A 25,882-nucleotide genomic window follows, 5' to 3' on the forward strand; every position below is an offset into this window, starting at 1 on the left:
CTCTCGGACCGATCGCCGGTCCGAGAGGCCCAAGGACGGCTTCTGCTAGCGCGCCTCTCTCCCGGCCGCCCCGGTTTCGGCGCCGGCCCGCCGGGTCAGGTCCGCGGTCGAGGCCTCGATGAAGTCGAGCAGGTCGCGGTTGACCTGATCCGCGTGGGTGACCGGCATGCCGTGCGGGGCGCCGGGGTAGACCTTCAGGATCGAATTACGGATCAGCTTGACCTGCTTCTTCGCCGCCGCCTGGATCGGCACGATCTGGTCGTCGTCGCCCTGCAGGAGCAGGGTCGGAACGTCGATCTTCTTCAGGTCCTCGGTCTGATCGGTTTCCGAAAACGCCTCGACGCAGGCGTAGGCCGCCCTGATGCTGGCCAGCATGCTTTGGCGCCAGAAGTCGTCGCGCACGCCCTGGCTGACTTTGGAGCCCGGCCGGTTGGCCCCGAAGAAGGGCGCGCTCAGGTCCTTGAAGTACTGCGACTGGTCGGCGGCGACGCCGGCGCGGATGGCGTCGAACACCTCCATCGGCGTGCCTTCCGGATTGGCCGGCGTCTTCAGCATGAGGGGCGGGACGGCGCTGATCAACACGGCGCGGGCGACGCGCCCGCGGCCCGCGCGGGCGACGTATCGGGCGACTTCGCCGCCGCCCGTCGAGTGGCCGACGTGGATGGCGTCCTTCAGGTCGAGCTGCTCGGTCAGCTCGGCCAGATCCGCGGCGTAGGTGGTCATGTCGTTGCCGTTCCACGGCTGATCGGAGCGGCCGTGACCGCGCCGGTCGTGGGCGATGCAGCGATAGCCCTGGTCGGCCAGGAACATCATTTGCGACGCCCAGGCGTCTGAGCACAGCGGCCAGCCATGGCTGAAGACGATCGGCTGCCCTTCCCCCCAGTCCTTGTACCAGATCCGAGTTCCGTCCTTTGTCTTGATGTTCGGCATGGCGAACGCCCTTTCCAGGAATGTCGCCGGACAACCATGCGCGACGGACCCGCGATCCAACGCGGCCGGAGGGCGCCCACCTGCAACTGCCTTCAAATCCCTCTCCCCTTGCGGGAGAGGGAGGGGCCCGCGCGGGCCGGAGCGAAGCGAGGCTCGCGTGGGAGGGTGAGGGGTCGCGCTGCGCTATCCGCGCGCTGAACTAAGCCCCCCTGTCCTGACGCCTCGCCCCGGCACCCCTCATCCGGCGCGCACCGCGCGCCACCTTCTCCCGCAAGGGGGGAAGGAGACGGTCGAGCGCAGCGCGACCCCTCACCCTCCCGTCGCTTCGCGACGGGCCCCTCCCTCTCCCGCAAGGGGAGAGGGTTCGCGGGGGCGGACCCCGCGCTTTTCGACAGGAGACGATGATGGACGAGGACGACGCGGCGCTGGCCGCGGGCGAGGACGTGCGCGTGGAGGAGGCCCCTCCCCCGCCACCGGCGGAGGCGGAGGATCCGCTGGCGGCGGAACGAGCGGTCCTTCGACAGGCTCAGGACGAGGTGGAACGAGAGCGGGCGCGGCTTCGACAGGCCCAGGACGAGGTGGCGCGGGCGCGCCAGCACGGCGAGGTCGGGGCGCTGGACGCGCAGGTGGCGGCGTTCGAGGGGCGGGACTGGGACAAGCTGATCGCCGAGGACCCGGGCCGGGCGCAGGCCGAGTGGGTGGCGTACATGCGCGCCCGCGACCAGCGCGACCGGATGGCCGGCGAACTGGCGCGGGGGCACGCGCAGCGCCTGCAGCAGGCGCACGCGGCGGTGTCGCGGGACATCAAGGACTGGTCGCCGGAGCTGGCCGGCAAGCTGAGCGCGTTCGGGCGGTCGATGGGCTTTTCGGACGAGGAGCTGGGGGCGATCACCGACCCGCGGCAGATCAAGGTGCTGCACGCCGCCTGGTCGGGGGCGGAGCGGGCGCGGCAGGCGCAGGCGGCCGAGCAGCTGGCCACCGCGCAGAGGTACGCGCCGGTGCCGACAGTGAGCGGCGCGGCGGGCCGGATCGAGACGGCGCCGGACACGGACGACTTCCTGGCGTTCGAGCGGTTGGCGGCGGCGCGGGGGCGGTGAGCGGCGTCCCCAGATCTCCCCCCGCTGGGGGGAGGCGCCGCTGAAAGCGGCGTGGGGGGCTCCAGCGGAACGCGACCTATCCACGTCGTCACCCTCGGGCTTGTCCCGAGGGCCCAGCGTTCAGCTCGCACTTCAGCCTGACACGATCGCGTACCGGATGACTGGGCCCTCGGGACAAGCCCGAGGGTGACGGGTGGTGGGGCGGCCGCTGTTGCGAAACCCCTCACCCTCCCACCGGCCTTCGGCCGGCGGGCCCCTCGTTCGTCGCGGCGATCGACAAATCGTTGTCGATCGCAACCGGCCTGCGCAGCAGGCCGGCGTTCCTCACCCCGCAAGGGGAGAGGGATTCATGTGCGCCCCCGGGGCGGGGGCGCGAAATCCTGAAAGGACCTACCCATGCCTCACGCCTTTGCGGCGCCGAAGGTGTTCGCCAATGCGGGCCTGCACTTCCTGAAGAACAGCCTGGTGGTGGCCAAGCTGTGCGACAGCGAGGGGATCGAGAAGTTCTTCGCCGCCGACCCGGGCGGCGGCAAGCCGGGCGGCACGGTCTATGTGAAGCGGCCGCCGGAGTTCATCGTCCGCGACGGGCGCACGGCCGCGCCGCAGGACGTGCTGGAGGGCGAGGTCGCCGTCAGCATCGACAAGCAGAAGGGGGTGGACGTGCAGTTCACCTCCCTGGAGGACACCCTGTCGGTCGACGCCTTGCTCAAGTCCAAGGTGATGAAGTCGGCGATGGGGCAGCTGGCCTCGCAGATCGACGCCGACCTGATGGCGCGGGTGCTGGAATTCCCGAACTGGGTCGGTACGCCCGGCCTGCTGGTCGACAGCCCGGCCGACTTCTTCAAGGCGCCCGAGCGGCTGGACGAGATGGCCGTGCCGGTAGAGGACCGCAACGCGGTGATGACGCCGGCCGACACCTACGCCATGGCCGGGTCGCTGCTGGCCAACGCCGCCCAGGGCGGCGAGGTGGCCAAGGGGGCGCTGCAGAAGGCCAAGATCCCGGTGCTGGGCTCGACCGAGCCGTACATGACCCAGACGGTGGCGTCGCTGACCTGCGGCACGCGCACCAACGGCACGGTGGCCGGCGCCGGCCAGGAGGTGGGTTTTCCCGCCGTGCGGACCAGTTTCCAGCAGAGCCTGAACGTGGCCGGCCTGGGCGCCGGCGGCACGGTGAAGGCCGGCGAGGTGTTCTCCATCGCCGGCGTGTGGGCGGTGAACCCGCGCACCAAGGCGCCCCTGGGCTTCCCGCAGCAGTTCGTGGTGCTGGCCGACGCCACGGCGAACGGATCGGGGGCCGCGACCCTGACCATCGCCAACCCGATCATCACGACGGGCGCGTACCAGAACGTGTCGGCCGCGCCGGCGGCCGGGGCGGCGGTGACCTGGATGGGGACGGCGGCGACCACCTATCGGCAGAACGCGGCGTTCCACAAAAGCGCGCTGAAGCTGGTCTCGGCCAAGCTGGTGACGCCGTTCAGCGGCGAGGCCGACCACGCCAGCGACCCCGACACCGGCCTGACGGTGCGCTACTGGCGCTATTCCGACGGCGCGTCGGACACCCACAACCACCGGTTCGACGTGATCTACGGCACGGCGAACATCGACCGGCGGCTGGGGACGAGATTCAGCGGGACCTAAGCTGAGACGGTGTAGCGAAAGGCCGGGACCGCTTTTACGCAGCGGCCTCCGCCGGGGCAGTCTCTGCAACGAGCGCCGGCGGCGCGACGAGCCGGTCGTAGGCCGCCGTCAGCTTGGCGGCCTCGCGCGGCCACGAGAAACGCTCGGCCGCCACCGCCGCCGAACGCTCGGCGGTGCGGCGGCGCAGGGCCTCGTCGACGATCAGCGTGCGCACCGCCGCGGCCAGTTGCTCCGGCTGGTCGCCCTGGGCGTAGACGGCGGCGTCAGACGCCAGCCGACGGGTCTCCGACAGCGGATAGGCCGCGAACGGCAGGCCCAGCGCCGCGTACTCGAAGACTTTGTTCATGCTGATCTTGTCGTTGTAGACGTTCAGCGGGTCCGGGATCACCCCGACGTCGAAGCTGCTGACCGCCGCCAGCAGGGCGTCGCCGCTGAGATAGCCGGTGAACACCATGCGGTCGGCCACACCCAGTTCCTCGGCCAGGGCGCGCACCCCCGGCAGGGCCGGGCCGTCGCCGACCACCACCGTCCGCACGCCCTCGCACGCCGGGTCGCGGGCCAGCTCGGCCACCGCTCGCACCAGGTGGTCGACCCCGTCCTGGCCGCCGATGATGCCGATGTAGCCGACCACCAGGCGGCAGCCGTCGCGCACGGCCGGATCGGCCTCGGTACGACGCATGCGCGTGCTGGTCGGCACGCTGTACACGGTCGTGACATCCTCCGGCCGCTTGCCCCCGCGTGAGATCGCGAGCTCGCGGAAGGTATCGTTGGCCGAGATCACCAAGTCGGCGGCCCGGAAGGTCGCCCGCTCGCACCAGGACAGGATGTTCCAGAACAGGCCGCGCTTGCCGAATTTGGCTTCGTAGAGCTCCGGGCAGATGTCGTGGTGGTCGAACACGAACTTCTTGCCCAGCAGCTTGAACGGCAGGGCCAGCAGGAAGATCAGGTCCGGCGGATTGCAGGCGTGGATGACGTCGAAGCCGGCGCCGCGCCATACCTTCACGAGGAGGCGCGCCTCGTGGAACAAAGCCGCCAGATACTCGACCAGGAAGGCGAACTTGCCGTCGGCTTCAAGCGGCAGGGGATGGCGCCAAACGTCGATCCCTTCCAGTCGCTCGAACCGGACGGGATACTTGTCGGTGGCCGGGCAGATCACCGACACGCGCCAGCCGGCGTCGCGCAGGGCGCAGGCCTCCTGCCAGACCCGCCGGTCGAACGGCACCGGCAGGTTCTCGACGACGATGACGCAGGATCTCACGCCCGGGCTCCGCTTGGTTTGCGCGCTCATTGGAAGGCCAGGCGCGTGTTCTGCAGCCAGGTGGCCAGGCTGTGCTCGCGACGGAGCACCAGGTAGAGGCCGACCAGCACCTTGCGGACGAGCTGAAGCTTGACCCGCCAGCCGCTGGCGGCGTTCCGCGCGAGGGCGGCCAGGGCGCCGCGGTAATACTGAGCGCGAAGCCCTTGGAAGGGATCGCGGTGTCCGATCACGCGCGCGTTCAGGAACCGCGCTCGCCGCGCGTTCGTCCACGCACGAAGGGCGTAGTCCGTGTCTTCGCCGCCGCCGTGGGGCGTGCCCAGGCCCAGCTTCTCGTCGAAGCGACCGACCGCGCGGGCGACGGCGCCGCGCACGATCAGGGTGTTCGACGAACCATAGCGGAGAAGGTCCAGCAGACGCGGGTCGACCAGTTCGGCCGGTTCCGGCGGTGCCGCCGGTCCGGACCCGCACCGGCAGAAGAACAGGTCCAGTTCGGGCGCGGCCGCGAAAGCCGCCACCACGAACTCGAGCGTCGCCGGCGCGAACCAGGCGTCGTCGTCGAGGAAGCTGACCACGTCGTCCGCGCCCATTTCGGCGCCAAACTCTTCCAGAAGGCGGTTGCGGGCCGCGGACAAGGACAGCCGCCCGTCGACCCGGCGGATAGTCGTGAACGCGGGCGCGCGCGCGGCGACTTCGGCGAGCGCGTGCTCGTCGCAATTCTGCAGCAGCAGGTAGTGCCGCACCCGCCGCCCACCGAGCGCAGCGTTCGCCGCGGACAGGGACGCGAACAGGCGGTCCAGTTCCTCCCGCCGCCCGCCCTTGGCGTCGGAGGTGTTGAAGATGCACACCGTCGAAATCGTCGCCGCGCAATCAGCGGCCGCCACACTCGTCACCTTCGCCCCCCCCGGCGCTGCTTTGGACGGCGCATGCTCGCGCCCGTAGTTCAAACGCCTCTTCTTTCCGAAGAGACGAGCTTTTCACCTGCCCCGCAGCTTCAGGCCGCGCGGCAGAACTTCTCGAAGATTTCCTGGTCGAAGCTTTGCGGCGTGAAGCGCTCGTTTCCGGACCCCGGGAAGTGCGTGATCTCTCCGAAAACGATGCGATCGCCGACGCTGTAGAGATCCACGCGTGCGAACTCAAAAGCGCGCCCGAGCTTCTCCGCCACCTCGATCATTTCCGCGAGGGCCTCGGGCTTATCGAAGTCCGGGCCGGCCGGTACACAGAGCGACACCGGGAACCGGTTCCAGTCCCGATCGTAGAACGTCCGCGAATGCCCGCCGAAGCGGTCGCTATCCACGTGAATCATGCCGACCCGGCCGTTGAACACGTAGAACTTGAAGTCCGGCGGCACGGGGTGACCGGGGGAAACCAAAAGCTCCTCGAAGATCAGCTTCGGCTGGATCCGGTTGTAGACCCACTCGCGGCAGTCATCGGAGTAATCGCGCGCCAGCCACGACCGCCCCTCCTGGTCCAATTCCTCGGCGGTCACCGCCGACTTGTCGGTCACCAGGCGGACCATTTTCGAGCCATGGGTGCCCTTCATGACGAAGGCCGAAGGCAAGGAATCGAAGAGAGCGCGATCAACACCCTCGGACACGGCGAAGACGTCGGCGAGGTAGCGATCCCCCACGTGCTCACGCACGAAGTCGCGCACGAGGTGCTTGTCCGCCGTGACCGGCATCAGAGGGTCGCGGGCGTACATCATCCGCGACACAACCAGTTCGCTGAACGAGGCCGGGCTTTTGAAGTTCGGCCAGTGGCCGTGGCGAGCGAGGAAACGCGCGCGAAGATAGATGGCGTCGGGAACGGGCCGCAGGAGCCGTTTAAGCCAACTCTTAGTAAGACTCTGCGCCATGTCTTCCCCGCCAGCGCCACCCCATGACCCGCGCTCGCGGCTCCAATAGCACGCATGACGTGTATAGGCGAGCGCTCAAGGCAACGACAATCTACACGCTGAGAGAATTGCTCCGCGCCTAGAGCTAGGCGACCGCACGAGGGCGCTCAGTTGACCTGCTCCATTTCTGGCTCAGGAGGCCGGTCAAAGCAGCCCCAGCACGTATTCCAGGGAGCTCGACAAAGCGATAGCTCATCATGGCCAGCAAACAGGACAACGGTAAAACAACAGATACGACAACCGCCGTCTTCGCCTCACCCGACGCCGCGGGGAGAACTGACGCAGCGAGCGCCGCGACAATGCACATTATAGGGAAGTGCAAAATATATAGACTATACGACCAATTCCCAATGCTGGCCGCCGGACGCCATCTCAAAACATCCCCCAACTGCCCATCTTTAATCGCAGCCACGAGGACGAGCGCCGCAGCGGACTCCAGCAAAGCAAGGGCGGGATCATGATAGGGCGAGGCTAAGACCAGGCGAATACCAACTAAGAGCGCCGCGGCAAGGAGCGCGCCTCCAGAAGCCCAACGGGGCAAAGTCGGGAGACGCCATGCGGACGCCAAAGACGCTCCCACGGCAAAGTGAACTAGGTACACGCCGAAGCTCATTCGGCCCGCATACAAGAACGCAAGAACGGCAAGTGACGCGACGAGCCCCAAGAACAGTGAAGGCCTACGCAAGCTTAACACAACAGCCGGCATGGCGACCGACCCCACCAGCTCCACGAAAATCGACCAGGCCGGGATGAGCAAGAAACTGGATAAGCCGACGAAGCTCGCGGCAACGTGCCAAAAGTCCAATTTGTTGACGTCGAAAAACTGCCGGAACCATCCGGAAGCGCCTACGACGCCCGCCGGGAACAGCACGATGTAAGCAAACCCGAACGAAACTCCGACCCAGAGCGCCGGGTAAATTCTGAAGACGCGCCTCAAATAGAAGGTAAGCGTCGAGCCTGCAGTGACGCCGCGGCGAAGCAACGACGCAGCCAAGACATATCCGCTCAACACAAAGAAAAACACGACGGCGAAATGAGCAACGCCCTCTGACGCCGCCGCCACCGCGGAAACCACGCCCGCGGTCGCGAACACGGACAAACAGTGGTGAAGCAACACAGCCATCGCAGCGATCCCGCGCGCAGACTGCAATGGATCTGGCTTGCTCATGCTTGATCGCCCCAACGAAAGGTCAGCTGTCAGCGATCGCCATCACCGGCCCGATCGACCCCATAGTTCGATAGCGACACACGACGCAGTTCGCCAGATTCGATTTTGTGACCGTTCCCGGGACTGATACTTCACTTCGCAAGTTCAGGGACCTGCTTCAATGCCCCCAGTGTCGATGCCCCGCGCAACATCCGTTCGAGATCGCGTCGTACTCGCCGCTTGGGCCCTACTGTGCTTTCTGATGCCTGCCGTCTTCCGCACGCGCGCGTTCACCGCGAAGTCGCTGGATTTTCAGGTCGCGCTGAAATTGGCGTCGGTCGGACTTTGCGCCGTCGTGATGATCTGGCTGGCCCCCAGACTATTCAAAATTCTGAAGTCGCCGGCAGGGCTTCTCTGGACAGGGTTCGTGCTCGCCGTCGCATTCAGCGTGCCGAGTTCTATGTTCCCCATGGTCAGCACCGCAGCTGTATTCACTATGATTTCTGCGTTGCTTTTTCCAAGCCTCGCGGTGTCGACGATCGGCGAGGAAACCGCAGCGAGGACCGCCATTCTGGTCCTTGGCTTGTTTTGTGCGATCTCCCTGGTCATCTTCTTCACCTCGTCGACCTTTGGACGACTGGTGGCGTCAGGCCGGCTTGGGGGCTTGGCCGGCCACCCGAAGGCCGCGGCCCAACTGGCCGGGTACTGCATCATCCTCGCGATGATCTATTTCGCCCGCACGCAGAGCCGCCTCAGTCGCACCGTCATCGCCGTTAGCGGCGCCCTGGCCGCCGCCGTCCTGATCCTGAGCGACAGCCGCACTCCACTTCTGGCCCTCGCGCTCGTATCGACGCTGTGGCTGCTGCGGAAACGCCCCAAGCTGCAACTGCTCGGCGTCAGCGCCGCCGCGTGCCTGGTCGCCCTTGTTCTAATGAACCCCCATGCCGCGGACCTTCTGAACCACGTCTCGCGGACCGGAGACTCGTCGGAAGTCCTGCAACTGAACGGGCGCAACAAGATCTGGCCGATGGCCTGGGCGCTGTCCTGGGAACGCCCGCTGACCGGGTGGGGCTATGGCGCGTCCAGTCTGATCCTCCCGAGCTATTCGTCCGCGATGGGCTTCCTGCCGGGCTACGTCGCCCCGCACGCGCACAACATGTTCCTGCACGTGCTGTTTTCATCGGGCGTGTTCGCGGCGGCTTTCTGCGTGCTCGCCTTCGTGGCGACAGTGGCGCAAGCCGTGGCCCTGAGGCACCTGCCGGCGATCTGCTTGCTGATCTTCGCCTTCGTGACCGGGCTGACGGAGTCGACGCCGTTCCTGGGGAGCGCCAACTTCGACACGGTCGGTCTCGGCCTCGGTATCGGGCTCGTGCTGGCGAGCGCGGCGAAGCGGCAGATGGAGCTCCGCAGGCCGTTCTCAGGCCAGGCCGTGGGAGCGGCGCTCGCCGCCTGAACGCACTCAGGCCGCGGATGCGGCTCCGGCGAGCGAACGACGCGCCATCATCGGCCAGATCACGAAGGCCAGCGTAGCGACGTAGGCGACGATCCAGCCGAGCATGTAGGCCGTCGTGGCGCCGACATCCAACCAGGCGTGGACGAGCAGCGGAGCGACCACGAGCGCGAACCCCGCCCCGGTCATCTGGCACAGGGCGTAACCCTTGTAGCGGCCGAGCCGGTAGATCAGCGTCTCCAGCGGCTGGATCGAGCAGGACAGGGCCAGGGCGACCGCGCAAAGGCGGAAGCTCGTGGTGAACCCCGCGAACTTGGGACCGAGGACGAACCCCAGCAGAGGCCCCGCAGCCAGGCAGGCCGCCACGGCGGCCAAGGCGCTGATCGCCAGATAGATGAACCAAGTGCGCAGGGCCTGGCGGTTCTGCGCCCCGAGATCCGTGACGTCGATCTTGGAAAACTGAAACTTGTCGACGACGTCCAGGCTGCGCAGCAACAGCCCCAGCGGCTGCATGGGCGTCCGGACGGCGGTGTAGGCCGCGACGTTGAGGGCCGGGGCGAAGCTGGCCAGCACCAACTGGGGCGCATGAATGAAACCCGCGCTCGCCAGGGTTCCGGCGCCGGACCATCCGAAGTTCGTGCGCAGGCTGCGCAGGAGCAGCAGGGCGCCATGCCCGAAGTTCGGCCGCGTCACCGACAGCATGCCTACCAAGGTCTTGGCGACGCCGAAGGCGGCCACCGCCCCGACGTAGGCCAGGAACGGCAGGCGCGCCCAGAGGGCGAGCGACGCCAGGACGAGATTGACCGACAGGTAGAGGCCGGAGCCGATCATCGGCCAGAGCGGCCGCCCATTCTTCAGCTGGAAGGCCCGATCGAAATCCAGCGAGAAGAAGATCACCAGGCAAGCCAGGAACGACAGCATCGCTTCCAGCGAGACATGGAAAACGCCGAGAGCCGCGCCGCCCGCCACGACCGCGAGCCCGACCGTCAGAACCACCGTCAGGATCAGCAGATGCTGCCCGGCCACGCCGGCCGACCGCCGCCGGAACACGCGATCGCCCAAGAGCGTCATCGGCAGTACGAAGGTCGTGCGCTGCACCGCCTGCAAGGTGATGGCGAGGGCCAGGCTGACGCCATAGGCCGCAAACTCTTCGCTCGAATAGTGCCGTGCAAGGACGACCGTCGTGACGAAGTTCGCCGCCGAGATCAGCGCCTGATCGAAAAACGAGGCGCCCCGGAGCACCTTCGGGTCGTGCAGCAACCGCCCGACACGGGACAGCCAGGACGATGGCCCCGTGGCAGTTCGCGCCGGTTCATCGGCGGCGGCGCGGCTCAACTGTACGGTCACTTTTGGTCTCAGTACGCCTGCGGATCCCGCCACAGCAGCAGCAAGGTTTGCGCCACGATCCTGGCGTCGCGCAGCAGCGACCAGCCCTCGATGTAGGCGTTGTCGGCGTTCACGCGCTTGGCCATGCAGTTGATGGTGCGGGTCTCGCCGCGGTGGCCCGTGACCTGGGCCTGACCCGTCAGGCCCGGGCGGGCGCGGAAGCGGGCGGCGTAGGCCGGCAGCAGGGCGCCGTAAAACTCGTCGTGGGCCAGGGCGTGCGGGCGCGGGCCGATCATCGACATGTCGCCCTTCAGCACGTTGAGGAGCTGGGGCAGCTCGTCGACGCTGGACTTCCGCAACAGGGCGCCAATCCGGGTCACGCGCGCGTCGCCGGCGGTGGCCTGGCGCACGGCGGCGCCGTCCTCGGCCACGGTCATGGTGCGCAGCTTGTAGATCTGGAACACCTGGCCGTTCAGGCCGGTGCGGCGCTGGCGGAACAGGGCCGGGCCCTTGGATTCCAGACGAATCGCGGCGGCGACCAGCAGCAGCAAGGGAGCGAACAGCACCAGCAGGGCGGCGGCGGCGACCACGTCGCAGGCCCGCTTCAGGCGGCTGGCGGCGGGGCCGGCCAGGGACGCGGGTGCGACATCCGGGCACGGGACCGCGGCGACCACCGCCGTTTCGGCCGTGCTAGGAAACGCATCGAACATGTACTCGCCCCCCGTACAACCATGCCCTGTAAGCTAGGCCGTTCCAGTAACGGTTTTTTAAGCACGTTCAAGTCCCGACGTTCCGGGACACGAACAATTAACGCAGGAGTTGTACGACCGGCGCAGTCAGGAGTTGTCGATGTCCCGTTTTGACACGATCGGCGCAGGCCCCACGCGGGCGTCGTCGGCGCAGAGCCGGTCCCGCGGGACGCGGCGCTGGCCGCCGATGGTGGCGCTGAGCGCGGCGGCGGCGGTGTCGGCCGGGCTGTGGGTGGCGATCGCGGCGGCGGTCAAGGCGCTGCTCTGAAGCGTCAGCGCTGATCCGGGCTCCAGGCTCGACCTTAACGCTCACTTTTCAAAATCTGCCGCGCGCCCTCCCCTTTGGCGTCACCCTCGGGCTTGTCCCGAGGGCCCAGGCCTGCGGTGCGCGAGCGTGTGGGGCCGACGTGCGAGCTGAACGCTGGGCCCTCGGGACGAGCCCGAGGGTGACGACACCAGGAAACCTCGCGTGTCCGAACGGTTGGTGCGGCTGAACGCGAGCGCTCCGCTGGAGCCCCCCATCGCCCGCTGTGCGGGCTCCTCCCCCCAGTGGGGGGAGATCTGCCGCGCGCTCTCCCCTTTGGCGTCGCCCTCGGGCTTGTCACGAGGGCCCAGGCCTCCGGTGCGCGAGCGTGTCGGGCCGACGTGCGAGCTGAACGCTGGGCCCTCGGGACGAGCCCGAGGGTCACGACACTTGGAAGCGTCGAGCTCTGGGTCTCCGCTTGCGCTGGGATGAGCGGGTTGGGGGCTGAACGCGGGCGCTCCGCTGGAGCCCCCATCGCCCGCTAGGCGGGCTCCTCCCCCCAGAGGGGGGAGATCTTTGAGAGGCGGGCGGCGATGAAGATCGCGGCGGCGAGCGGGGCCAGCAGCAGGGCGTAGAGCGGCAGCAGGATCGCGGCGGCGAGGAGGGCGAAGGCGTCGCGCAGGCGTCTGGACACGGGCTTCCCTCCTCTGGCTGGCGTGGAGCTTAACCTTAACTTGAGCGGGCGCGCGCCGGCAAACCCTTGTTCGGTGTGTTCCCTCTGCCCTTGCGGGAGAGGGGGCGAGCGGACAGCGCAGCGCGACCCCTCACCCGCCCACGCGGACCTCCCCCGGCTTGCGCCGGGTCCGGTGCGTGGGTCCCTCCCTCTCCCGCAAGGGGAGAGGGTTAAGCGGGCGCAGCCCTCCCCCCGAATTTCACGGACTGGCCCGGGCGTTGCACCGGTCGCTTCCGACTGAGTTCAGCCGCGTCGGATTCGTGACGAAATGAAACGCCTCTCCGCACCGACCCGCGTCGCCCTTCTGGGCGGGGCCGTGGATCTGGTCACGCCGGACGAGGTGCTGGACTTCGCGGCCGAGCGGATCGCGGCGGGCGAGCCGGGGGTGGTGGCCAACCACAACCTGCACAGCCTGGCCCTGCTGAAGACCGAACCGCGGATGCGGGCGCTGTACGACGTGGCCGACCTGATCGAGATCGACTCCGTGCCGCTGGTCTGGTGGGGCCAGCTTTTGGGGCGGCCGCTGTCGCGGGCGCACCGCTGCACCTACCTGGACTGGCGCGACGCGTTCTGGCGGCGCGCGTCCGAGGGCGGCTGGCGGGTGTTCTATCTGGGCGCCGCGCCGGGTGTGGCGGAGGCGGCGGCGGAGAAGCTGCGGGAAGAACGGCCCGGAGTCGTGATTGAGACTCACGACGGATTTTTCGACATGACGCCGGGCTCGGCGGGGAACGAGGCGGTGCTGGCCCAGATCGAGGCGTTCGGGGCGGACGTGGTGTTCGTGGGCATGGGCATGCCGCGCCAGGAGCTGTGGATCGCCCAGAACCGCGCGCGGCTGACCCGCGGCGTGCTGTTCCCGGTGGGCGGGGCGTTCGACTACGAGGCCGGGGTGCAGGCGGCGGCGCCGCGCTGGCTGGGCCGGCTGGGGCTGGAGTGGCTGTACCGGTTCGCGCGCGACCCGGGGCGGCTGTTCGAGCGGTATTTCGTCGAGCCGTGGACCCTGGCCGGGGCGGCGGCGGAGGACGTCGTGGCGGCGGTGGTGGGGGTGGGGGCGAAGGTCCCAGCCAAGCGCGCGGGCGGCGCCCTGAATCGCCCCTCTCCCCTTGCGGGAGAGGGAGGGGCCCGCGCCGGAGCGTGAGCGAAGGCGTGGGAGGGTGAGGGGTCGCACTGTACTGTCCGGCCTCGCGCCTAGCCGCCGACGATCGGAGCGGTCGCGAAACCCCTCACCCTCCCAGGCTTCGCCTGGGCCCCACCCTCTCCCGCAAGGGGAGAGGGGATTTCGAGCTTGGCTAAACCGGCGCGGTCCGCTGGAGGCCCCTCGCCCTTCCCTCTTAGCGTCACCCTCGGGCTTGTCCCGAGGGCCCAGCGTTCAGCTCGCGCTTCGGCCGGAAGGGATCGCGCACCGGATGTCTGGGCCCTCGGGACGAGCCCGAGGGTGACGACACCGGGAAAGGTCGCGCTGAGCGGGTTTGGGGCTGAACACGCGCGCTCCGCTGGAGCCCCCCACGCCGCCCTCTGGGCGGCGGCTCCCCCCAGAGGGGGGAGATCTTCCCTCGTCAGCCCTTCGGCTTCGGATCGCGGACGGCCGCGGCGTAGGCGACGCCGAGCAGGGTGGCGAAGGCCAGCACGATGGAGGGTTCCTGGAGGGCGTAGTCGCTGAGGCCGTGGAGGCCGATCAGCAGGGCGGCGCAGGTCGTGGCGCGCAGCCACACGACGCCGCGGCGACGGGGGTCGCGGGCGGCCAGCGTGATGCGGGCGAGCGGCCAGGCGACCAGGGCGAGCAGGGGCAGGAAGCCCAGCAGGCCGACCGTCTCCAGCTGTTCGAGCCAGGCGTTGTGGGCGGCGCGGATCCGCCAGAGCGTGTCGTAGTTCCCTGGAGTCATGATCGCGTCGTTGATCGCCTCGAACGAACCCGGGCCATAGCCGACCAGGGGCGAGGCCTGGAAGGCGCGCCAGTGGGCTTCGAAGATGGCGCGGCGGACCTCGGCGTCCTCGAGCGCCAGGCCGAAGCGCTGGACGGCGAGCTCGCCGCCGTTGAGCGCCAGGACCGCGAGAAGGACGAGCAGGCCCAGGCCCACGCGGCGGATCCACAGCCGGCCCTCGCGGGAGCGGCCGGCGCCCCATAGGCCTAAGCCCAGGGCGGCGAGCAGGGTCGAGGTGATGCCGCCGCGCGAGGCGGTGAGCATGAGGGCGGCGCCGCACAGGGCCAGGCCCAGGGCCGAGGGCCAGCCTTCCAGCAGCAGCTTTTCGACGCCGCGGCCGCGACCGCCGCGGTGGGCGGACAGGTCGGCGGCGCGCAGCAGGCCGGCCAGGCCGACCAGCACGCCCACGCCCAGCACCGTGGCGGCGCTGTTGGCGCTGCCGAAGGCGCCGGCCAGGCGGCCGCCGCCGATCACCCGCTTGAAGCCGTAGACGCCCTGGGGGTCGGCCATGAAGGCCAGGAGCGCCCAGGCGGCGAAGGCGGCGAAGGCGAAGGTGAGGATCTGGAACCAGCGGCGCGTGGCGGCGTCGGAGCGGGCGACGGCGAAGCCGGCGGCGAAGGCGCAGGCCGCGCCGGCGAGCTTGAGCAGCTCGACCAGGCCTGAGGAGAGGTCGGGGCCGGCGACGAGCGGGGGCCGGATCGACTGGGCCCAGGGGGTGAGGGTTAGGGTGAGCGCCGCGGCGGCGGTGACGAACAGGACGGCGGGGACGGCGAGCGGGCGCGCGGCGAGCGCGGTGCGGGCGCCGGGCTGGAGGGCGGTCAGGGCCAGCAGGAGGGCGGCCGCGAGCGCGGTGAACAGGAGCGCCAGGGCGGACGAGTTGGCGCCGAACAGGAGGTGGCCGGCGAAGGGGAGCAGCGCGACGGCGGCCAGGGCGGCGGTCGTGCCGCGCGGCAGGGCCGGCGTGGCGGCGGGCGCGCGCGACGGGGCCCAGCGGGCGGGCTGGGCGGTCATCGTCCCCTCTCCCCTTGCGGGAGAGGGTGGGCCCCGCGCACCGGAGCGAAGCGGAGGTCAGCGTGGGCGGGTGAGGGGTTTCTCGACCTGTCCGACCGGCGGCGCCCAGGCGCGAGCTTGGAGAGCGTGGCGCGACCCCTCACCCTCCCGTCGCTGCGCGCCGGGCCCCTCCCTCTCCCGCAAGGGGAGAGGGGATAGGCCGAGGACCGGGTCATCAGGACGAGAATCGTCGCTTTCGCTGAGCTTTCAAACGTCGCGCCGACACCCCTCATCCGACGCGCTCCGCGCGCCACCTTCTCCCGCAAGGGGAGAAGGGAGCTTGCGCCCGCAGCCGACATCACTCCGCGTAATACTTGGCGTACGACCGATGGTAGTAGCTGGGGTCGCCGTAGCCGTAGCTGGACTGTTCGCGCTGGTCGATCTGGGTCAGGACGGCGCCGGCGACGAAGGTCTGGCCGTTCTGGAGCATGCGCAGCGCCGACTCCGTGGCCTTCCTCGGGGTCTTGCGCCAGCGGACCAGCAGGGCGACGGCGTCGGCCTTGGGGGCCAGGGCGCGGGTCTCGGCCACGGCCAGGACCGGGGCGGTGTCGAGCAGGACGTAGTCGTAGGACGCCTTCAGCTCGGCCAGCAGCCTGGTCATGGCCACGGAGCCGAACACGTCCTTGGGCGTGTAGGCGTGCTTGGCCAGGGGCAGGACCTTGGCGGACGAGCGGGTGTCGTCGACCAGGACGTCAGCCAGCTTGGCCTTGCCGGCCAGAAGCTCGATCAGGCCCTTCTCGGGATCGAGGCCCAGCTCGTCGTTGACGGCGCGGCGGCGCAGGTCGCAGTCGACCACCACCACCTTGGCGCCGCTCATGGCCAGGGTGCGGGCCAGGCACAGGGTGGTCGTGGTCTTACCTTCGTCCGGCAGGGACGAGGTCAGGGCGATGACCTTCAGCGGCTCACCCAGTTTGGCGAACTGCAGGGAGGTCTTCAGGTTGCGGAAGGCCTCGGCGAAGCTGGACAGGGGCTTGTCGACCACGTGGTCGACCGGGGCGCCGGCCTCGTCCGCCAGGGCGCGGTCCAGGGTCGAGGCCAGGATCGGCACGCCGGCCAGGTAGGGCAGGCCCAGCTGTTGTTCGACGTCGTCGGCGGTGGCCAGGCCGGTGTCGAGCATTTCGCGGAGCACGGTGGCGCCGACGCCGGCGCCCAGCGCCAGCACAAGGCCGAGGGCCAGGTTCAGCGGCAGGTTCGGGCTGGACGGCTCGGTCGGGATGCGGGCGCGCGAGACGACGCGGGCGTCGGACTGCTCGATGCCTTCCTGGGCGCTGGTCTCCTTGAAGCGGCCGAGGAAGCTCTCATAGAGGCTGCGGACGGACTCGGCGTTGCGCTCCAGCTCGCGCAGACGGACCGAAGCGCGGTTGTTGCCGGCCAGGGTGCCGCGCGAGTTGGCCAGGCTGCCGGCCAGTGAGGCCGTCCGCTGGCGCTGCACCTCAGCCTGGGCTTCGAGGTTGGAGATGATGCGGCTGATTTCGGCGCGGATCTGGCCGTCGATGTCGGCCAGCTCGCGCTGGGCCTTGAGGATCTCCGGGTGGCGGCCGCCGTAGCGGCCCTCCAGGTCGGCGACCCGGCCGCTCACCGCGGCGCGCTGGCTGCGCAGCTCCTGCACCACGCGCGAGCCGAGCGCTTCGCCGACGTCCTCACCGGTCGAGCCGCGGGCCAGCTGGGCGCGGGCGGTCTGCAGGCGGGCCTCGCTCTCGACTTGCTGGACTCGCGCGGCGGCGAGCTGCTGGTTGAGGTTGGAGATTTCCTGCTCGGTCAGGGTCGTGCTTCCGGTGCTCAGCAGGCCGTTGGCGGCCTTGAACTGCTCGACGGCGGCCTCGGCGGTCTGGACCTGCACGCGCAGCTCGGCGAGGCGGCCGTTCAGCCACTCGTTGGCGGTGCGGGTGGCCTCGAACTTGGCCTCCAGCTGCTCCAGCAGGTAGCGGTCGGCGAAGGCGTTGGCGATGGCGGTCGCCTTCTGCGGGTCCTTATTCTCGTAGGACACCTTGATCATGTAGGTCAGGCCGGCGCGGCTGACCTTCAGGTTCGACAGGACGTTGTCGACGATCTTCTCGCGGCGCTTCTGGATTTCGAGGTCGGAGAGCGTCGCGGTGGTGGCGGGCCCGCCGCGGCCCATCAGGCCGGCGATCAGGCCCGGCTTCTTCAGGGCGGGATTGAAGTCGGGGTCCTGGTCGAGCTTCAGGACGGTGACCACCCGTTCGGCCAGGGCGCGCGACTTGAGGACCTCGACCTCGGTGTCGACCGTGCTGGAGTCGGCCGGCAGGCCGGACAGCACGTCCTCGATGCCGGTGACCTTCTGCTTGCGCGGGTCCAGCAACACGCTGGCGGTGGCCGTGTATTTCGGCGTGGCCTGCAGGGTGAAGACCGCGACGGCGACGAACACCACCGCGGCGATCGCCAGCGACACCTTCATGTGCCGACGGAAGGTGGCGATCAGGACCTGCGGGTCGACGAGCCGGGCCAGGCGATCCTGGTCGAAGCCAGCGGCCGGGGCCGGAGCCGGAGCGGAAACGGGGAGCTGGTGGACCTTGGCGTCCATGGGGCAAGCACCGGCGATACGAGGGCGCCTGACGGCGCGAGTGGGTACGAAGGCGGCGCCTGACGGCGCCGGAGAGACCAAAAGAGGCGCCCCCTAGGGAGCGCCTCCAGACGTTATCAAAGCTGGAAGATCAGCGAGGTCATGACGCGGTTGGTCTTGAAGTCGGGACCGTCGTCGAGGCCGGACGAGGCCTGGTCGTAGTACTGGTAGCCGAGGTTGATCCCGACGTTGCGGTTGACCAGCCAGGCCGCGCTGACGCCGGCGGTGACACGGTCGTCGTCGCGATCGATGTCCTTGTACTCGTCGCGCCCCCAGCCGGCGTTGGCGGTCAGGATGAGGTTGCGGCGGACCTCCCAGTCGACCTGAGCGGAGCCGTTGGTCGACAGGTAGCCGGCCGAGCCGGCGACGCCGGAGTCCTCGACCGAACGCTCGGCCTTAAAGGTCACGGTGGTCAGCTGGGTCGGGAACCATTCGATCTGACCGCGCATGCCGAGGCCGTCGACGTCCTTGCGCCCGGGCGCGTCATACTGCTGAGCCAGGTAGCCGACCGCCACCTGGCCGCGGGCAAGGTCGCTGACGTCGAAGTCGGCGCCGACCGCCAGTTCGTAGCCGTCGGAGTCACGGCCGGCCGTGGCCAGGCGGTAATCGCGCTTGTTGGCCGAACCGGTCAGGAACACGGCCGTGGCCGGGCTGATAGCGTACTCGGCCTTGGCGCCCAGCGAGCTAACGGTCCGGTCGCGGTCGTCCTGGTCGATGTCCGGGCCGCCGCCGTCGCGGGCGACGTCATGATAGTCGTAGTCGCGCACGCCGAACACGCCCGAGAGGCGCAGACGGTTGATCTCGTGCACGCCGCCCAGTTGGGCGGAGGTCAGGTCGTAGCGCACCGGTTCGGCGGCGGCGCCCGGCGTGCTGGACGAGTTGCGCGATTCCGTAGCCTGCAGGTAATCGGCGCCGCCGTAGAGATAGCTGTGGCCGACCACGTCGAGGCGGCCGGAGAAGCCCGTGCCCCAGTCCTCGGTGTTTTCGCCGTCGAACTCGGCGTAGCGGTTCACCGAAGCTCGCGCATAGGCCTGCAGCTGGTGGCGCGACCAACCGGACTGCACGGCGAGCTCGGGACGCACGCGCCAGACGAGGTCCTGCTCCTCGTCGTCGGTGGTGGCGAAGATGTTGTCGTTGACTTCGGCGTCGACGGTCAGCTTCGGGAAGGCCGTGAAGGCGCCCCATTGCAGGCCTTCCGACTCATAATCGTCGTGCGGGCGTTCGCGCACGCTCACGTTGCGGTCGCGCTCGAAGGAGGACTGCTGCGCATAAGCCTGGGTCGTCGCCAGCGAAGCCGCTGCAGCCACGACGCCGAGTACGATTTTCTTCATCTCGCCCCCACACCACGCAGACACGAGCGCCCCCGACTTCCTGCCGGTGTTCGCTCGGGACTCTCTCGATCTCGCTGACGCTTAGCCGCCGGTCGGGCGGTAGCCCGAGCCGCCGCCCCCACCGGCCCCGCCCGGCGGCGGCCCCATGGGCGCGCTGCCCGGGCCGCCGGCGCCGTTGGCGCGTGACCCGGTCGAACCCGGAGCGCCGGTCGCCGCCTGGGCCACCACCTGCTGGGCGCTGTTCACCGCCGCCATGGCCGTGCCCGAAAGGGCGCCGCTGGCCTTGGCCGCGTTCAGGGCGGCGGTCACCGTGCCGGCGTCCGCGCCGCTCTGGGCGATCACCGCCAGCACGGCGGCTTCGACCTCGGCCTGGACCTCGGCCTCGGTGAGGCCCTTGGCCCGCGCGGCGGCTTCGGCCGCCTTGGCGGCGTTCGCGATGGCGTCGGACAGGGCCTCGACCTCAGCCGAATTGGTCACGGCCGCCGGCGGCGGCGTGTTCGCCTCGGCGGCGAAAGCCAGACACGTAAAAGCGGCCGCGAAGGCGGCCGCGACCAGGACCGATCGGCGCATGGAGAATCCCCAACCCGTTATGGTGAAGCTCTTAGCACTCTTTTAACGGGTGAAGAAGGCGCCACGTCGCGGAGGGCGACTGACAGCGTTATTTTTGAGACAGAGGCGGTTTTCGGGCCTGTTTCGGGGCATTTCAGCGGGAAAGCGGCTCGTTTCCCGGTTTCCCGGACGAAGGTCGGGGCCCAGGTGAGACCCACTGAGGGTTGTGGGCGAGTCATCACCCGTTTCCCTTCTCCCCTTGCGGGAGAAGGTGGCGCGCAGAGCGCGCCGGATGAGGGGTGTTTGCGCGACGCCTGAACCGTCTGGCGCGACCACGCTCCCCATCCTGACGCCGTAGCGCCGGCACCCCTCATCCGGCCGGCTCCGCCGGCCACCTTCTCCCGCAAGGGGAGAAGGGATCAGGACGGCTTAGAAATACCGCTCGCCGACGCGCACCGTGTCGCCCGGGGCCACCGGGGTGGAGGAGGTCAGCGGGTATTCGCGCTCGGCGGTCTCGTTGGCGTGCTTGATGAACACGCGGCGGGTGTCGGCGCGGTAGGTGAAGCCTTCGGCGCGGGCGGCCGCGTTCATGACGGTGAGCGCGTTGGTGTAGGGGTATTCGCCGGGCTTCTTCACTTCGCCCAGGATGTAGAACGGGCGGTAGTTCAGCACTTCGGTGCTGACCTTGGGGTCCTTGAGGTAGCCGTCGCGCAGGCGCTCCTCGATGGCGGCCTGCACCTGGGGCACGGTCAGGCCGGCGGCCTTGATCTCGCCGATCAGCGGCATGGACACGGTCCCGGCGCCGGAGACGACGAACTCGCCCGACAGGGTCTCCTCGCCGAACACGATGACGCGCAGCTTGTCGGCCGCGCCGAGGCGGTATTCGAAGTTCTGGACCTGGGCCGAGGTCTCGACGGCCGGGCCCTGGGCCGGCCCCTGCTGGCACCCGGCGACGGCGAAGGCCGACAGGATCGAAAGCAAAGCCAAGAAACGAGCGAACATGGAGGTCTCCCCGACGTCAAAGCGAATGCCACGGCGGAGGTTCCGGCGCAACCTGGGCGGGCGGTCGGCGGGGTCGGGAGGGGGAAGCCCGGCGCTCGCGGGCGCCGAAATGTCGTCACCCTCGGGCTTGTCCCGAGGGTGACGATAGAAATTGCGACCCCGTGGACTCTACGCCCGCGCCTGGATCAGCCGCTGGTCGGTTCCGTCGAGGCGGACGGCGGTGAGCAGGCCGGTCGCGTAGGCGCCGGTGTCGACGCCGATGCGCCAGCGGGTGAGCTGGGCCTGTTCGACCGGGGTGTGGCCGTGGACGACGACGTGCTCGGCGGCGCGGGGGGCCGAGATGAACTCGCCGCGGATCCACAGCAGGTCCTTGGGGTCCTGGGCCTCGAGCGGCACGCCCGGGCGCACGCCGGCGTGGACGAACAGGTAGTCGCCGCGCCGCGTCCACAGCTCCATGCCGCGATAGAGCTCGAGGTGGTCGGCCGGCAGGGCTTTCGCGAAGGCGTCGCGCGCGGCGGTCCAGGCGGCGGCGTCGGTGCGGCCCGCGGGCGGGCGCACGCCGTAGGCGGCCAGGGTGGCGCCGCCGCCGTGCTCGGCCCAGGTGGGGCCGAACTCGGGCTGGTCGAGGAACAGCAGCAGGGCCTCCTCGTGGTTGCCCTTCAGCACGGTGACGTCCCAGGCGGGGTCGCGGGTCAGCTCGATCACGCGCTGGACTACGCCGGCCGAGGCCGGGCCGCGGTCGATCAGGTCGCCGAGGAAGACCAGGGACGGCCGGCCGTCGTGGTCGCTGCGGTCGTCGGCGATCTTCGTCAGCAAGGCGTCCAGCAGGTCGAGCCGGCCGTGCACGTCGCCGATCGCGTAGACGCGCTCAGGCGACCAGGCCGGCGGCGCCGGAACGGGCGCGGCCGCGGCGCGCCCGTCGAGACGCCCCACTGGGCGCAAGAACTTCCTCAAGGTCGACAGCATCGCACGCCCACTCACCCCGGCAGGGAGGATAGCGCAACCGCGGGGCGGCTGTCCCCTCTCCCCTTGCGGGAGAGGGAGGGGCCCGCACGCCGGAGCGAAGCGGAGGGCAGTGTGGGAGGGTGAGGGGTCGCGCCGGACTTTCTCGCCCAGGCGCCTCGTGGCCGACGGGCGGACAGGGCGCGCGACCCCTCACCCTCCCACGCAGACCTCCCCCCGGCCTACGCCGGGGTCCGGTGCGTGGGTCCCGCCCTCTCCCGCAGGGGGAGAGGGAAGAATTACAGTTAACGGCGTCGCAATGAGAATATACGACCCGTTACCAGGATTACTTTCGTCAACTTCGCGATAACCAAGAACGTCATTGAACAGTTAGGCATAGTCGTTTTCCATTATTTATCGGGGAACCATGTAGAGCCTTCGTCGATTTCCACGGCGGAGCTTTCATGGTCGCCAAGCTTTGCAGTAAACAGGTTCGCCGAGGCGCCCCGTTCGGGGCCGTTCTGCTGGCGCTCGCCTTGTCGGCCTGCGCGACGACGCAGGGTCCGGATTCGGCGGCGCGCAAGGCCGGCCTGCCCGCGGCCTCTACGTCGATGACGCTGGGCGCGAAGGTCACGGCGCCGGACGGCTTCCTGAACCTGTGCATGCGCTCGCCGACCGACTGCGCGGTCGAGGACAGCTTCCCGGAGCGGGTGCGGGTGATCGCCGAGGCGCGCGACCTGTCGCGCCAGCGCTGGCGCGCCCTGTTCAGCCCCCGTTTCGCCGTCCTGGCCGGCGAGAGCCCGGCGGCCGCGACGCCGGTCGTGTTCGCCGAGCTGGCCGACACGCGGCCGGCCTCGATCGGGCTGGCCTCGTTCGGGCTGAAGGCGGTCGACACGGCGCCCCTGATCGCGCCGGCCGAGCCGCTGGCGCCGGCCATGCCCGCGCCGGAGCCGGCGGCCGAGGCGGGCCCGGCGATGGCGCTGGATCCGGGCGTGTGGTCGGTGCTGAAGGCCGTCAATCGCGAGATCAACCGCAAGATCCACAAGGCCTCGGACAAGGACGCCTTCGGGGTCGAGGACTGGTGGGCCGCGCCGCTGTCGCAGGGGCTGAAGCCCAAGGGCGACTGCGAGGACTACGTGCTGGAGAAGCGACGCGCCCTGATCGCGCGCGGGGTGCCGGCGGCCAGCCTGTCGATCGCCCTGGTGCGCACGTCGTGGGGCGAGCCGCACGCGGTGCTGCTGGCCTCAACCGACCACGGCGACTACGTGCTGGACAACCTGTCGGCCGAGGTGAAGCCGTGGCGCGAGGTCGACTACGCCTGGACCGCGCGGCAGTCGCCGACGGACCTGCTGACGTGGGTGTCGCTGGAGACGGCGATCTAGGGCTCCCAATGCACGTCACCCTCGGGCTTGTCCCGAGGGCCCAGCCGTCCGCCGCACCACGCCCAGGCCGTTCGCAGCCGCGCGCCGTGCGGATGAGACGGCGCTGATCGTGCGGGCTGAACCCTGGGCCCTCGGGACAAGCCCGAGGGTGACGACAAGAGGCGAGGCCCGGCGCGCACCCTCCCTTCCCTGACCGCCCCTGCTATACAGCCCAGGTGAGCACGCTTCGTACTTCCTGGCCGCCGGCCGCGATCGGCGCCGCCCTGTTCGCGGGCGTGACGGCGATCGTCGCCCTCGCCGGCTTCCTGCAGCTGGCCGCGGCGCCCGAGCGGGAGCCGGCGATCGCCGTCCTGCCGCTGGCCGACACGCATCTGGCGCGGGCCGGACGCGCCCTGGCCGAGCCGCCGACGCCGCAGCGCCTGGACGCGGCCGAACGCGAGGCGCGGGCGGCGCTGAAGCTCAGCCCGGCGCGCACGGAGGCCTGGCTGCAGGTCGCTTACGCCGAGCGGCAGAAGGCGGGCGGCTGGTCGCCGGCGGCGGCGCAGGCGCTGGCGCAGAGCTACCGGGTCGGACCGCTGGCCCCGGACGTCGGGACCTGGCGGCTGCGGTTCGCGCTGGAGCACTGGGAGAGCCTGACGCCGGAGCTGCGGAAGGCGGCGCTGGCCGAGCTGGACGCGCTGTGGTCGCGCTATCCGATGCGAAAAGCCCTGAAGGCGACGGCGGCGGAGGTCGGCAGCCCGGCCGGACGGCTGGCCTTCGCGGCGGAGGTGCGGAGCCTGGAGCGGGCGGCGAGGGCGCGGGCGGCGGCCGACCGCAAGCACTAGAACCCTCTCCCGCAAGGGGAGAGGGAACAGATACGCCGCTCGCCCGTTAACCCTGATTCAAGCTTCGCCGTTCGCCGAACCTGAGGTATGAACAAAACCTTAACCGTACGGCCCCGCGATGCTCGCTCGAGTGCTGGAAACCGCAAAACCCTGGGCGCCGCGCGCCGGGGAGACGCACGAGGCGTGGCCCCACGTCGTCGCCGCCTTCGGCATGGCGCTGGTGCTGTGCGTCGGCTGGTTCGCGCACGTCCAGGCGCGTGAGGCCGCGCCGCCGTCGGTGCGGCGCGTGGTGGCGCTGTCGGGCGGCGATCTTTCGGAGCGCGGGCTGGACGCCCTGGCCGCAGCCATGGACCCGGCCATGCGCACCCTGGCGCGGCGGATCGCGCCGGCGCCGGAGGTGGTGCTGGCCGGCGGCGCGCCAATTCCAGGATCTGGGCTGGGGCCGGATCCGACCGCGGCCCCGCCGCCGCTGGGCTGGCGCGAGCTGACGCCCGACCTGGCGCGGCTGTGGAACGCCGGCATCCCCGTTTCCGCCGAGGCCAACCCGGCGGCGCGGCCGTTCTTCCTGAAGGCCGCCGACCTGCTGGACGCCAACCGCGCGCTCGATTGCCTGACGGCGGCCGTCTACTACGAGGCCGGCTACGAGAGCCTCGAGGGCCAGCAGGCGGTCGCCCAGGTGGTGCTGAACCGCATGCGCCATCCGGCCTATCCGAAGACGGTGTGCGGGGTGGTGTTCCAGGGCGCGGCGCGGACCACCGGCTGCCAGTTCACCTTCACCTGCGACGGCTCGCTGAACCGCACGCCCCAACCGGCGATCTGGCGGCGCGCGCGGCAGGTGGCGGCGGCGGCGCTGGACGGTTTCGTCATGACCAAGGTGGGCTCGGCGACGCACTATCACGCCGACTATGTCGCGCCGTACTGGGCGCCGACCCTGACCAAGGTGGCGCAGATCGGCGCGCACATCTTCTATCGCTGGAACGGCGGCGAGGGCCGGCCGGGCGCCTTCACCGGCCTGTGGGCCGGCGGCGAGCCGGCGCTGTACCAGACCGCCTTCGATCCGGGCGCGGGCGCCGCCGTCACCCTGGAGCCGGCCGTGCTGGAGGTGGCGTCGCTGGACACGCCGGCGCTGATTTCCGACGCCCCCGAGCCGGCCCAGAGCGAGGCCGCGCCGGAGGCGCCCGTCGCGGACGCCGCGCCGGCCGTCGCGGCCCCGGCGGCGGCGGCGCCCGCCAAGCCGGAAAAGCCGCGCCGCGCGCGCGAGACCGGCTGGTCGCGCCTGCCGGTGCGCTCGGACTGGTAGGCCGTTCCGCCTCCAGCCCGCTCGGCGTGGTGGACGAACCTGGGACCCGACGTTCGTCGGGACGGACGGAGTAGAGCGCGATGCCCGCCTATCTGCTGGCCCAGCTGAAGTTCAAGGACCGGGCCGCCTACGGGCGCTACCTGGCCGCCTTCCCGGCCGTGTTCGCGCGGTACGGCGGGGAGGTGCTGGTCGCCGACGCGCGCCCGCAGGTGCTGGAGGGCGACTGGCCCCACGACAAGGTGGTGCTGCTGAAGTTCGCCGACGAGGCGGCCGCCCTGCGCTTCCGCGACTCCGACGAATACCAGGCGATCTCCGAGGACCGCCGCGCCGGGGCCGACACGGTCGCCCTGCTGCTGGCCGGGCTGAGCGACGCGCGGCCGGGCGCGTAACCCCTCACCCTCCCACGCTTCGCCCCAGCCCGCGCCGCGAGCGCGGGCGTTCGTCGCGGCGATCGACAAATCGTTGTCGATCGCAACCGGCCTGCTCTCGCAGGCCGGCGCTCATCACCCCCGCCCTCTCCCTCTGGGAGAGGGAAAAGT

General features: G+C 70.1%; 23 protein-coding genes. 8 read left to right on the forward strand and 15 right to left on the reverse strand.

The window, feature by feature from the left end; translation table 11 throughout:
• Positions 1–45: 45 nt before the first annotated feature.
• Positions 46–930: an alpha/beta fold hydrolase gene (locus H8B08_RS12015; RefSeq protein ID WP_187450436.1), complete on the reverse strand. Its 885-nt coding sequence runs from the start codon at positions 928–930 to the stop codon at positions 46–48.
• Positions 931–1,334: 404 nt separating this feature from the next.
• Here H8B08_RS12015 and H8B08_RS12020 point away from each other — a divergent pair, with 404 nt between their 5' ends.
• Both H8B08_RS12020 and H8B08_RS12025 read left to right on the forward strand, forming a co-directional pair.
• Positions 1,335–2,027, forward strand: coding sequence for a hypothetical protein (locus H8B08_RS12020; protein ID WP_187450437.1), 693 nt, complete (start codon positions 1,335–1,337; stop codon positions 2,025–2,027).
• A 396-nt stretch (positions 2,028–2,423) separates the two neighbouring features.
• On the forward strand, positions 2,424–3,665 hold the full coding sequence (locus H8B08_RS12025; protein ID WP_187450438.1) for a P22 phage major capsid protein family protein: 1,242 nt from the start codon (positions 2,424–2,426) through the stop codon (positions 3,663–3,665).
• 34 nt (positions 3,666–3,699) lie between these two features.
• Here the strand turns inward: H8B08_RS12025 and H8B08_RS12030 are convergent, their stop codons facing one another.
• The 4 genes from H8B08_RS12030 to H8B08_RS12045 form a co-directional block, all read right to left on the reverse strand.
• Entirely contained in the window at positions 3,700–4,923 is a 1,224-nt protein-coding gene (locus H8B08_RS12030; protein ID WP_370545462.1) for a glycosyltransferase family 4 protein, read from the reverse strand.
• A 26-nt stretch (positions 4,924–4,949) separates the two neighbouring features.
• Positions 4,950–5,867, reverse strand: a complete 918-nt coding sequence (locus H8B08_RS12035) for a glycosyltransferase family 2 protein (protein WP_187450440.1) — start codon at positions 5,865–5,867, stop codon at positions 4,950–4,952.
• A gap of 47 nt (positions 5,868–5,914) precedes the next feature.
• Entirely contained in the window at positions 5,915–6,775 is an 861-nt protein-coding gene (locus H8B08_RS12040; RefSeq protein WP_187450441.1) for an ATP-grasp fold amidoligase family protein, read from the reverse strand.
• Between the two features lie 124 nt (positions 6,776–6,899).
• The gene (locus H8B08_RS12045; RefSeq protein WP_187450442.1) at positions 6,900–7,982 is read right to left on the reverse strand and encodes an acyltransferase; all 1,083 of its coding nucleotides are present in this window, start codon (positions 7,980–7,982) and stop codon (positions 6,900–6,902) included.
• 241 nt (positions 7,983–8,223) lie between these two features.
• On the opposite strand from H8B08_RS12045, the gene H8B08_RS12050 reads away from it, so the two are divergent.
• Entirely contained in the window at positions 8,224–9,414 is a 1,191-nt protein-coding gene (locus H8B08_RS12050; RefSeq protein WP_187450443.1) for an O-antigen ligase, read from the forward strand.
• A gap of 6 nt (positions 9,415–9,420) precedes the next feature.
• Here H8B08_RS12050 and H8B08_RS12055 read toward each other — a convergent pair whose 3' ends face one another.
• From H8B08_RS12055 to H8B08_RS12070, 4 genes are all read right to left on the reverse strand, one after another.
• Positions 9,421–10,758: a lipopolysaccharide biosynthesis protein gene (locus H8B08_RS12055; RefSeq protein WP_187450444.1), complete on the reverse strand. Its 1,338-nt coding sequence runs from the start codon at positions 10,756–10,758 to the stop codon at positions 9,421–9,423.
• 8 nt (positions 10,759–10,766) lie between these two features.
• Positions 10,767–11,447 carry a sugar transferase gene (locus tag H8B08_RS12060; protein ID WP_187450445.1) on the reverse strand — a complete coding sequence of 227 codons (681 nt, stop codon included), beginning with the start codon at positions 11,445–11,447 and terminating at the stop codon, positions 10,767–10,769.
• Positions 11,448–11,573: 126 nt separating this feature from the next.
• A complete protein-coding gene (locus H8B08_RS12065; protein WP_187450446.1) occupies positions 11,574–11,741 on the reverse strand; it encodes a hypothetical protein in 168 nt (55 codons plus the stop codon).
• 530 nt (positions 11,742–12,271) lie between these two features.
• Complete coding sequence (locus tag H8B08_RS12070; protein ID WP_187450447.1) at positions 12,272–12,424, reverse strand: hypothetical protein; 153 nt, start codon at positions 12,422–12,424, stop codon at positions 12,272–12,274.
• 307 nt (positions 12,425–12,731) lie between these two features.
• Here H8B08_RS12070 and H8B08_RS12075 point away from each other — a divergent pair, with 307 nt between their 5' ends.
• Entirely contained in the window at positions 12,732–13,598 is an 867-nt protein-coding gene (locus H8B08_RS12075) for a WecB/TagA/CpsF family glycosyltransferase (protein WP_187450448.1), read from the forward strand.
• 418 nt (positions 13,599–14,016) lie between these two features.
• On the opposite strand, the gene H8B08_RS12080 is transcribed toward H8B08_RS12075, so the two are convergent.
• The 6 genes from H8B08_RS12080 to H8B08_RS12105 all read right to left on the reverse strand — a co-directional run bounded on the left by H8B08_RS12080 (position 14,017) and on the right by H8B08_RS12105 (position 21,828).
• A complete protein-coding gene (locus H8B08_RS12080; protein ID WP_187450449.1) occupies positions 14,017–15,393 on the reverse strand; it encodes an O-antigen ligase in 1,377 nt (458 codons plus the stop codon).
• 337 nt (positions 15,394–15,730) lie between these two features.
• Positions 15,731–17,974 carry a polysaccharide biosynthesis tyrosine autokinase gene (locus H8B08_RS12085; protein WP_187450450.1) on the reverse strand — a complete coding sequence of 748 codons (2,244 nt, stop codon included), beginning with the start codon at positions 17,972–17,974 and terminating at the stop codon, positions 15,731–15,733.
• A gap of 116 nt (positions 17,975–18,090) precedes the next feature.
• Complete coding sequence (locus tag H8B08_RS12090; RefSeq protein ID WP_187450451.1) at positions 18,091–19,344, reverse strand: outer membrane beta-barrel protein; 1,254 nt, start codon at positions 19,342–19,344, stop codon at positions 18,091–18,093.
• 81 nt (positions 19,345–19,425) lie between these two features.
• Entirely contained in the window at positions 19,426–19,914 is a 489-nt protein-coding gene (locus H8B08_RS12095) for a hypothetical protein (protein WP_187450452.1), read from the reverse strand.
• 408 nt (positions 19,915–20,322) lie between these two features.
• The gene (locus tag H8B08_RS12100) at positions 20,323–20,895 is read right to left on the reverse strand and encodes a polysaccharide biosynthesis/export family protein (RefSeq protein WP_187450453.1); all 573 of its coding nucleotides are present in this window, start codon (positions 20,893–20,895) and stop codon (positions 20,323–20,325) included.
• Positions 20,896–21,063: 168 nt separating this feature from the next.
• Positions 21,064–21,828 (reverse strand): metallophosphoesterase family protein, encoded by a 765-nt coding sequence (locus H8B08_RS12105; RefSeq protein ID WP_370545463.1) that lies wholly within the window; start codon positions 21,826–21,828, stop codon positions 21,064–21,066.
• A 473-nt stretch (positions 21,829–22,301) separates the two neighbouring features.
• Here H8B08_RS12105 and H8B08_RS12110 point away from each other — a divergent pair, with 473 nt between their 5' ends.
• The 4 genes from H8B08_RS12110 to H8B08_RS12125 all read left to right on the forward strand — a co-directional run bounded on the left by H8B08_RS12110 (position 22,302) and on the right by H8B08_RS12125 (position 25,732).
• Positions 22,302–23,219 (forward strand): transglutaminase-like cysteine peptidase, encoded by a 918-nt coding sequence (locus tag H8B08_RS12110; RefSeq protein ID WP_187450455.1) that lies wholly within the window; start codon positions 22,302–22,304, stop codon positions 23,217–23,219.
• A gap of 215 nt (positions 23,220–23,434) precedes the next feature.
• A complete protein-coding gene (locus H8B08_RS12115; RefSeq protein WP_187450456.1) occupies positions 23,435–24,043 on the forward strand; it encodes a hypothetical protein in 609 nt (202 codons plus the stop codon).
• Between the two features lie 118 nt (positions 24,044–24,161).
• The gene (locus H8B08_RS12120) at positions 24,162–25,343 is read left to right on the forward strand and encodes a cell wall hydrolase (RefSeq protein ID WP_255500801.1); all 1,182 of its coding nucleotides are present in this window, start codon (positions 24,162–24,164) and stop codon (positions 25,341–25,343) included.
• 80 nt (positions 25,344–25,423) lie between these two features.
• Complete coding sequence (locus H8B08_RS12125) at positions 25,424–25,732, forward strand: DUF1330 domain-containing protein (protein ID WP_187450457.1); 309 nt, start codon at positions 25,424–25,426, stop codon at positions 25,730–25,732.
• Positions 25,733–25,882: the final 150 nt, after the last annotated feature.

It is taken from the genome of Caulobacter sp. 17J80-11, from assembly GCF_014349105.1.
Classification (GTDB): domain Bacteria; phylum Pseudomonadota; class Alphaproteobacteria; order Caulobacterales; family Caulobacteraceae; genus 17J80-11.

What these genes read in the sequence shown, in the direction of transcription:
- H8B08_RS12015 (WP_187450436.1), bottom strand. Translation starts at nt 930, where the DNA reads ATGCCGAACATCAAGACAAAGGACGGAACTCGGATCTGGTACAAGGAC.
- H8B08_RS12020 (WP_187450437.1), top strand. Translation starts at nt 1,335, where the DNA reads ATGGACGAGGACGACGCGGCGCTGGCCGCGGGCGAGGACGTGCGCGTG.
- H8B08_RS12025 (WP_187450438.1), top strand. Translation starts at nt 2,424, where the DNA reads ATGCCTCACGCCTTTGCGGCGCCGAAGGTGTTCGCCAATGCGGGCCTG.
- H8B08_RS12040 (WP_187450441.1), bottom strand. Translation starts at nt 6,775, where the DNA reads ATGGCGCAGAGTCTTACTAAGAGTTGGCTTAAACGGCTCCTGCGGCCC.
- H8B08_RS12045 (WP_187450442.1), bottom strand. Translation starts at nt 7,982, where the DNA reads ATGAGCAAGCCAGATCCATTGCAGTCTGCGCGCGGGATCGCTGCGATG.
- H8B08_RS12050 (WP_187450443.1), top strand. Translation starts at nt 8,224, where the DNA reads ATGCCTGCCGTCTTCCGCACGCGCGCGTTCACCGCGAAGTCGCTGGAT.
- H8B08_RS12060 (WP_187450445.1), bottom strand. Translation starts at nt 11,447, where the DNA reads ATGTTCGATGCGTTTCCTAGCACGGCCGAAACGGCGGTGGTCGCCGCG.
- H8B08_RS12075 (WP_187450448.1), top strand. Translation starts at nt 12,732, where the DNA reads ATGAAACGCCTCTCCGCACCGACCCGCGTCGCCCTTCTGGGCGGGGCC.
- H8B08_RS12080 (WP_187450449.1), bottom strand. Translation starts at nt 15,393, where the DNA reads ATGACCGCCCAGCCCGCCCGCTGGGCCCCGTCGCGCGCGCCCGCCGCC.
- H8B08_RS12085 (WP_187450450.1), bottom strand. Translation starts at nt 17,974, where the DNA reads ATGGACGCCAAGGTCCACCAGCTCCCCGTTTCCGCTCCGGCTCCGGCC.
- H8B08_RS12090 (WP_187450451.1), bottom strand. Translation starts at nt 19,344, where the DNA reads ATGAAGAAAATCGTACTCGGCGTCGTGGCTGCAGCGGCTTCGCTGGCG.
- H8B08_RS12095 (WP_187450452.1), bottom strand. Translation starts at nt 19,914, where the DNA reads ATGCGCCGATCGGTCCTGGTCGCGGCCGCCTTCGCGGCCGCTTTTACG.
- H8B08_RS12100 (WP_187450453.1), bottom strand. Translation starts at nt 20,895, where the DNA reads ATGTTCGCTCGTTTCTTGGCTTTGCTTTCGATCCTGTCGGCCTTCGCC.
- H8B08_RS12110 (WP_187450455.1), top strand. Translation starts at nt 22,302, where the DNA reads ATGGTCGCCAAGCTTTGCAGTAAACAGGTTCGCCGAGGCGCCCCGTTC.
- H8B08_RS12120 (WP_255500801.1), top strand. Translation starts at nt 24,162, where the DNA reads ATGCTCGCTCGAGTGCTGGAAACCGCAAAACCCTGGGCGCCGCGCGCC.
- H8B08_RS12125 (WP_187450457.1), top strand. Translation starts at nt 25,424, where the DNA reads ATGCCCGCCTATCTGCTGGCCCAGCTGAAGTTCAAGGACCGGGCCGCC.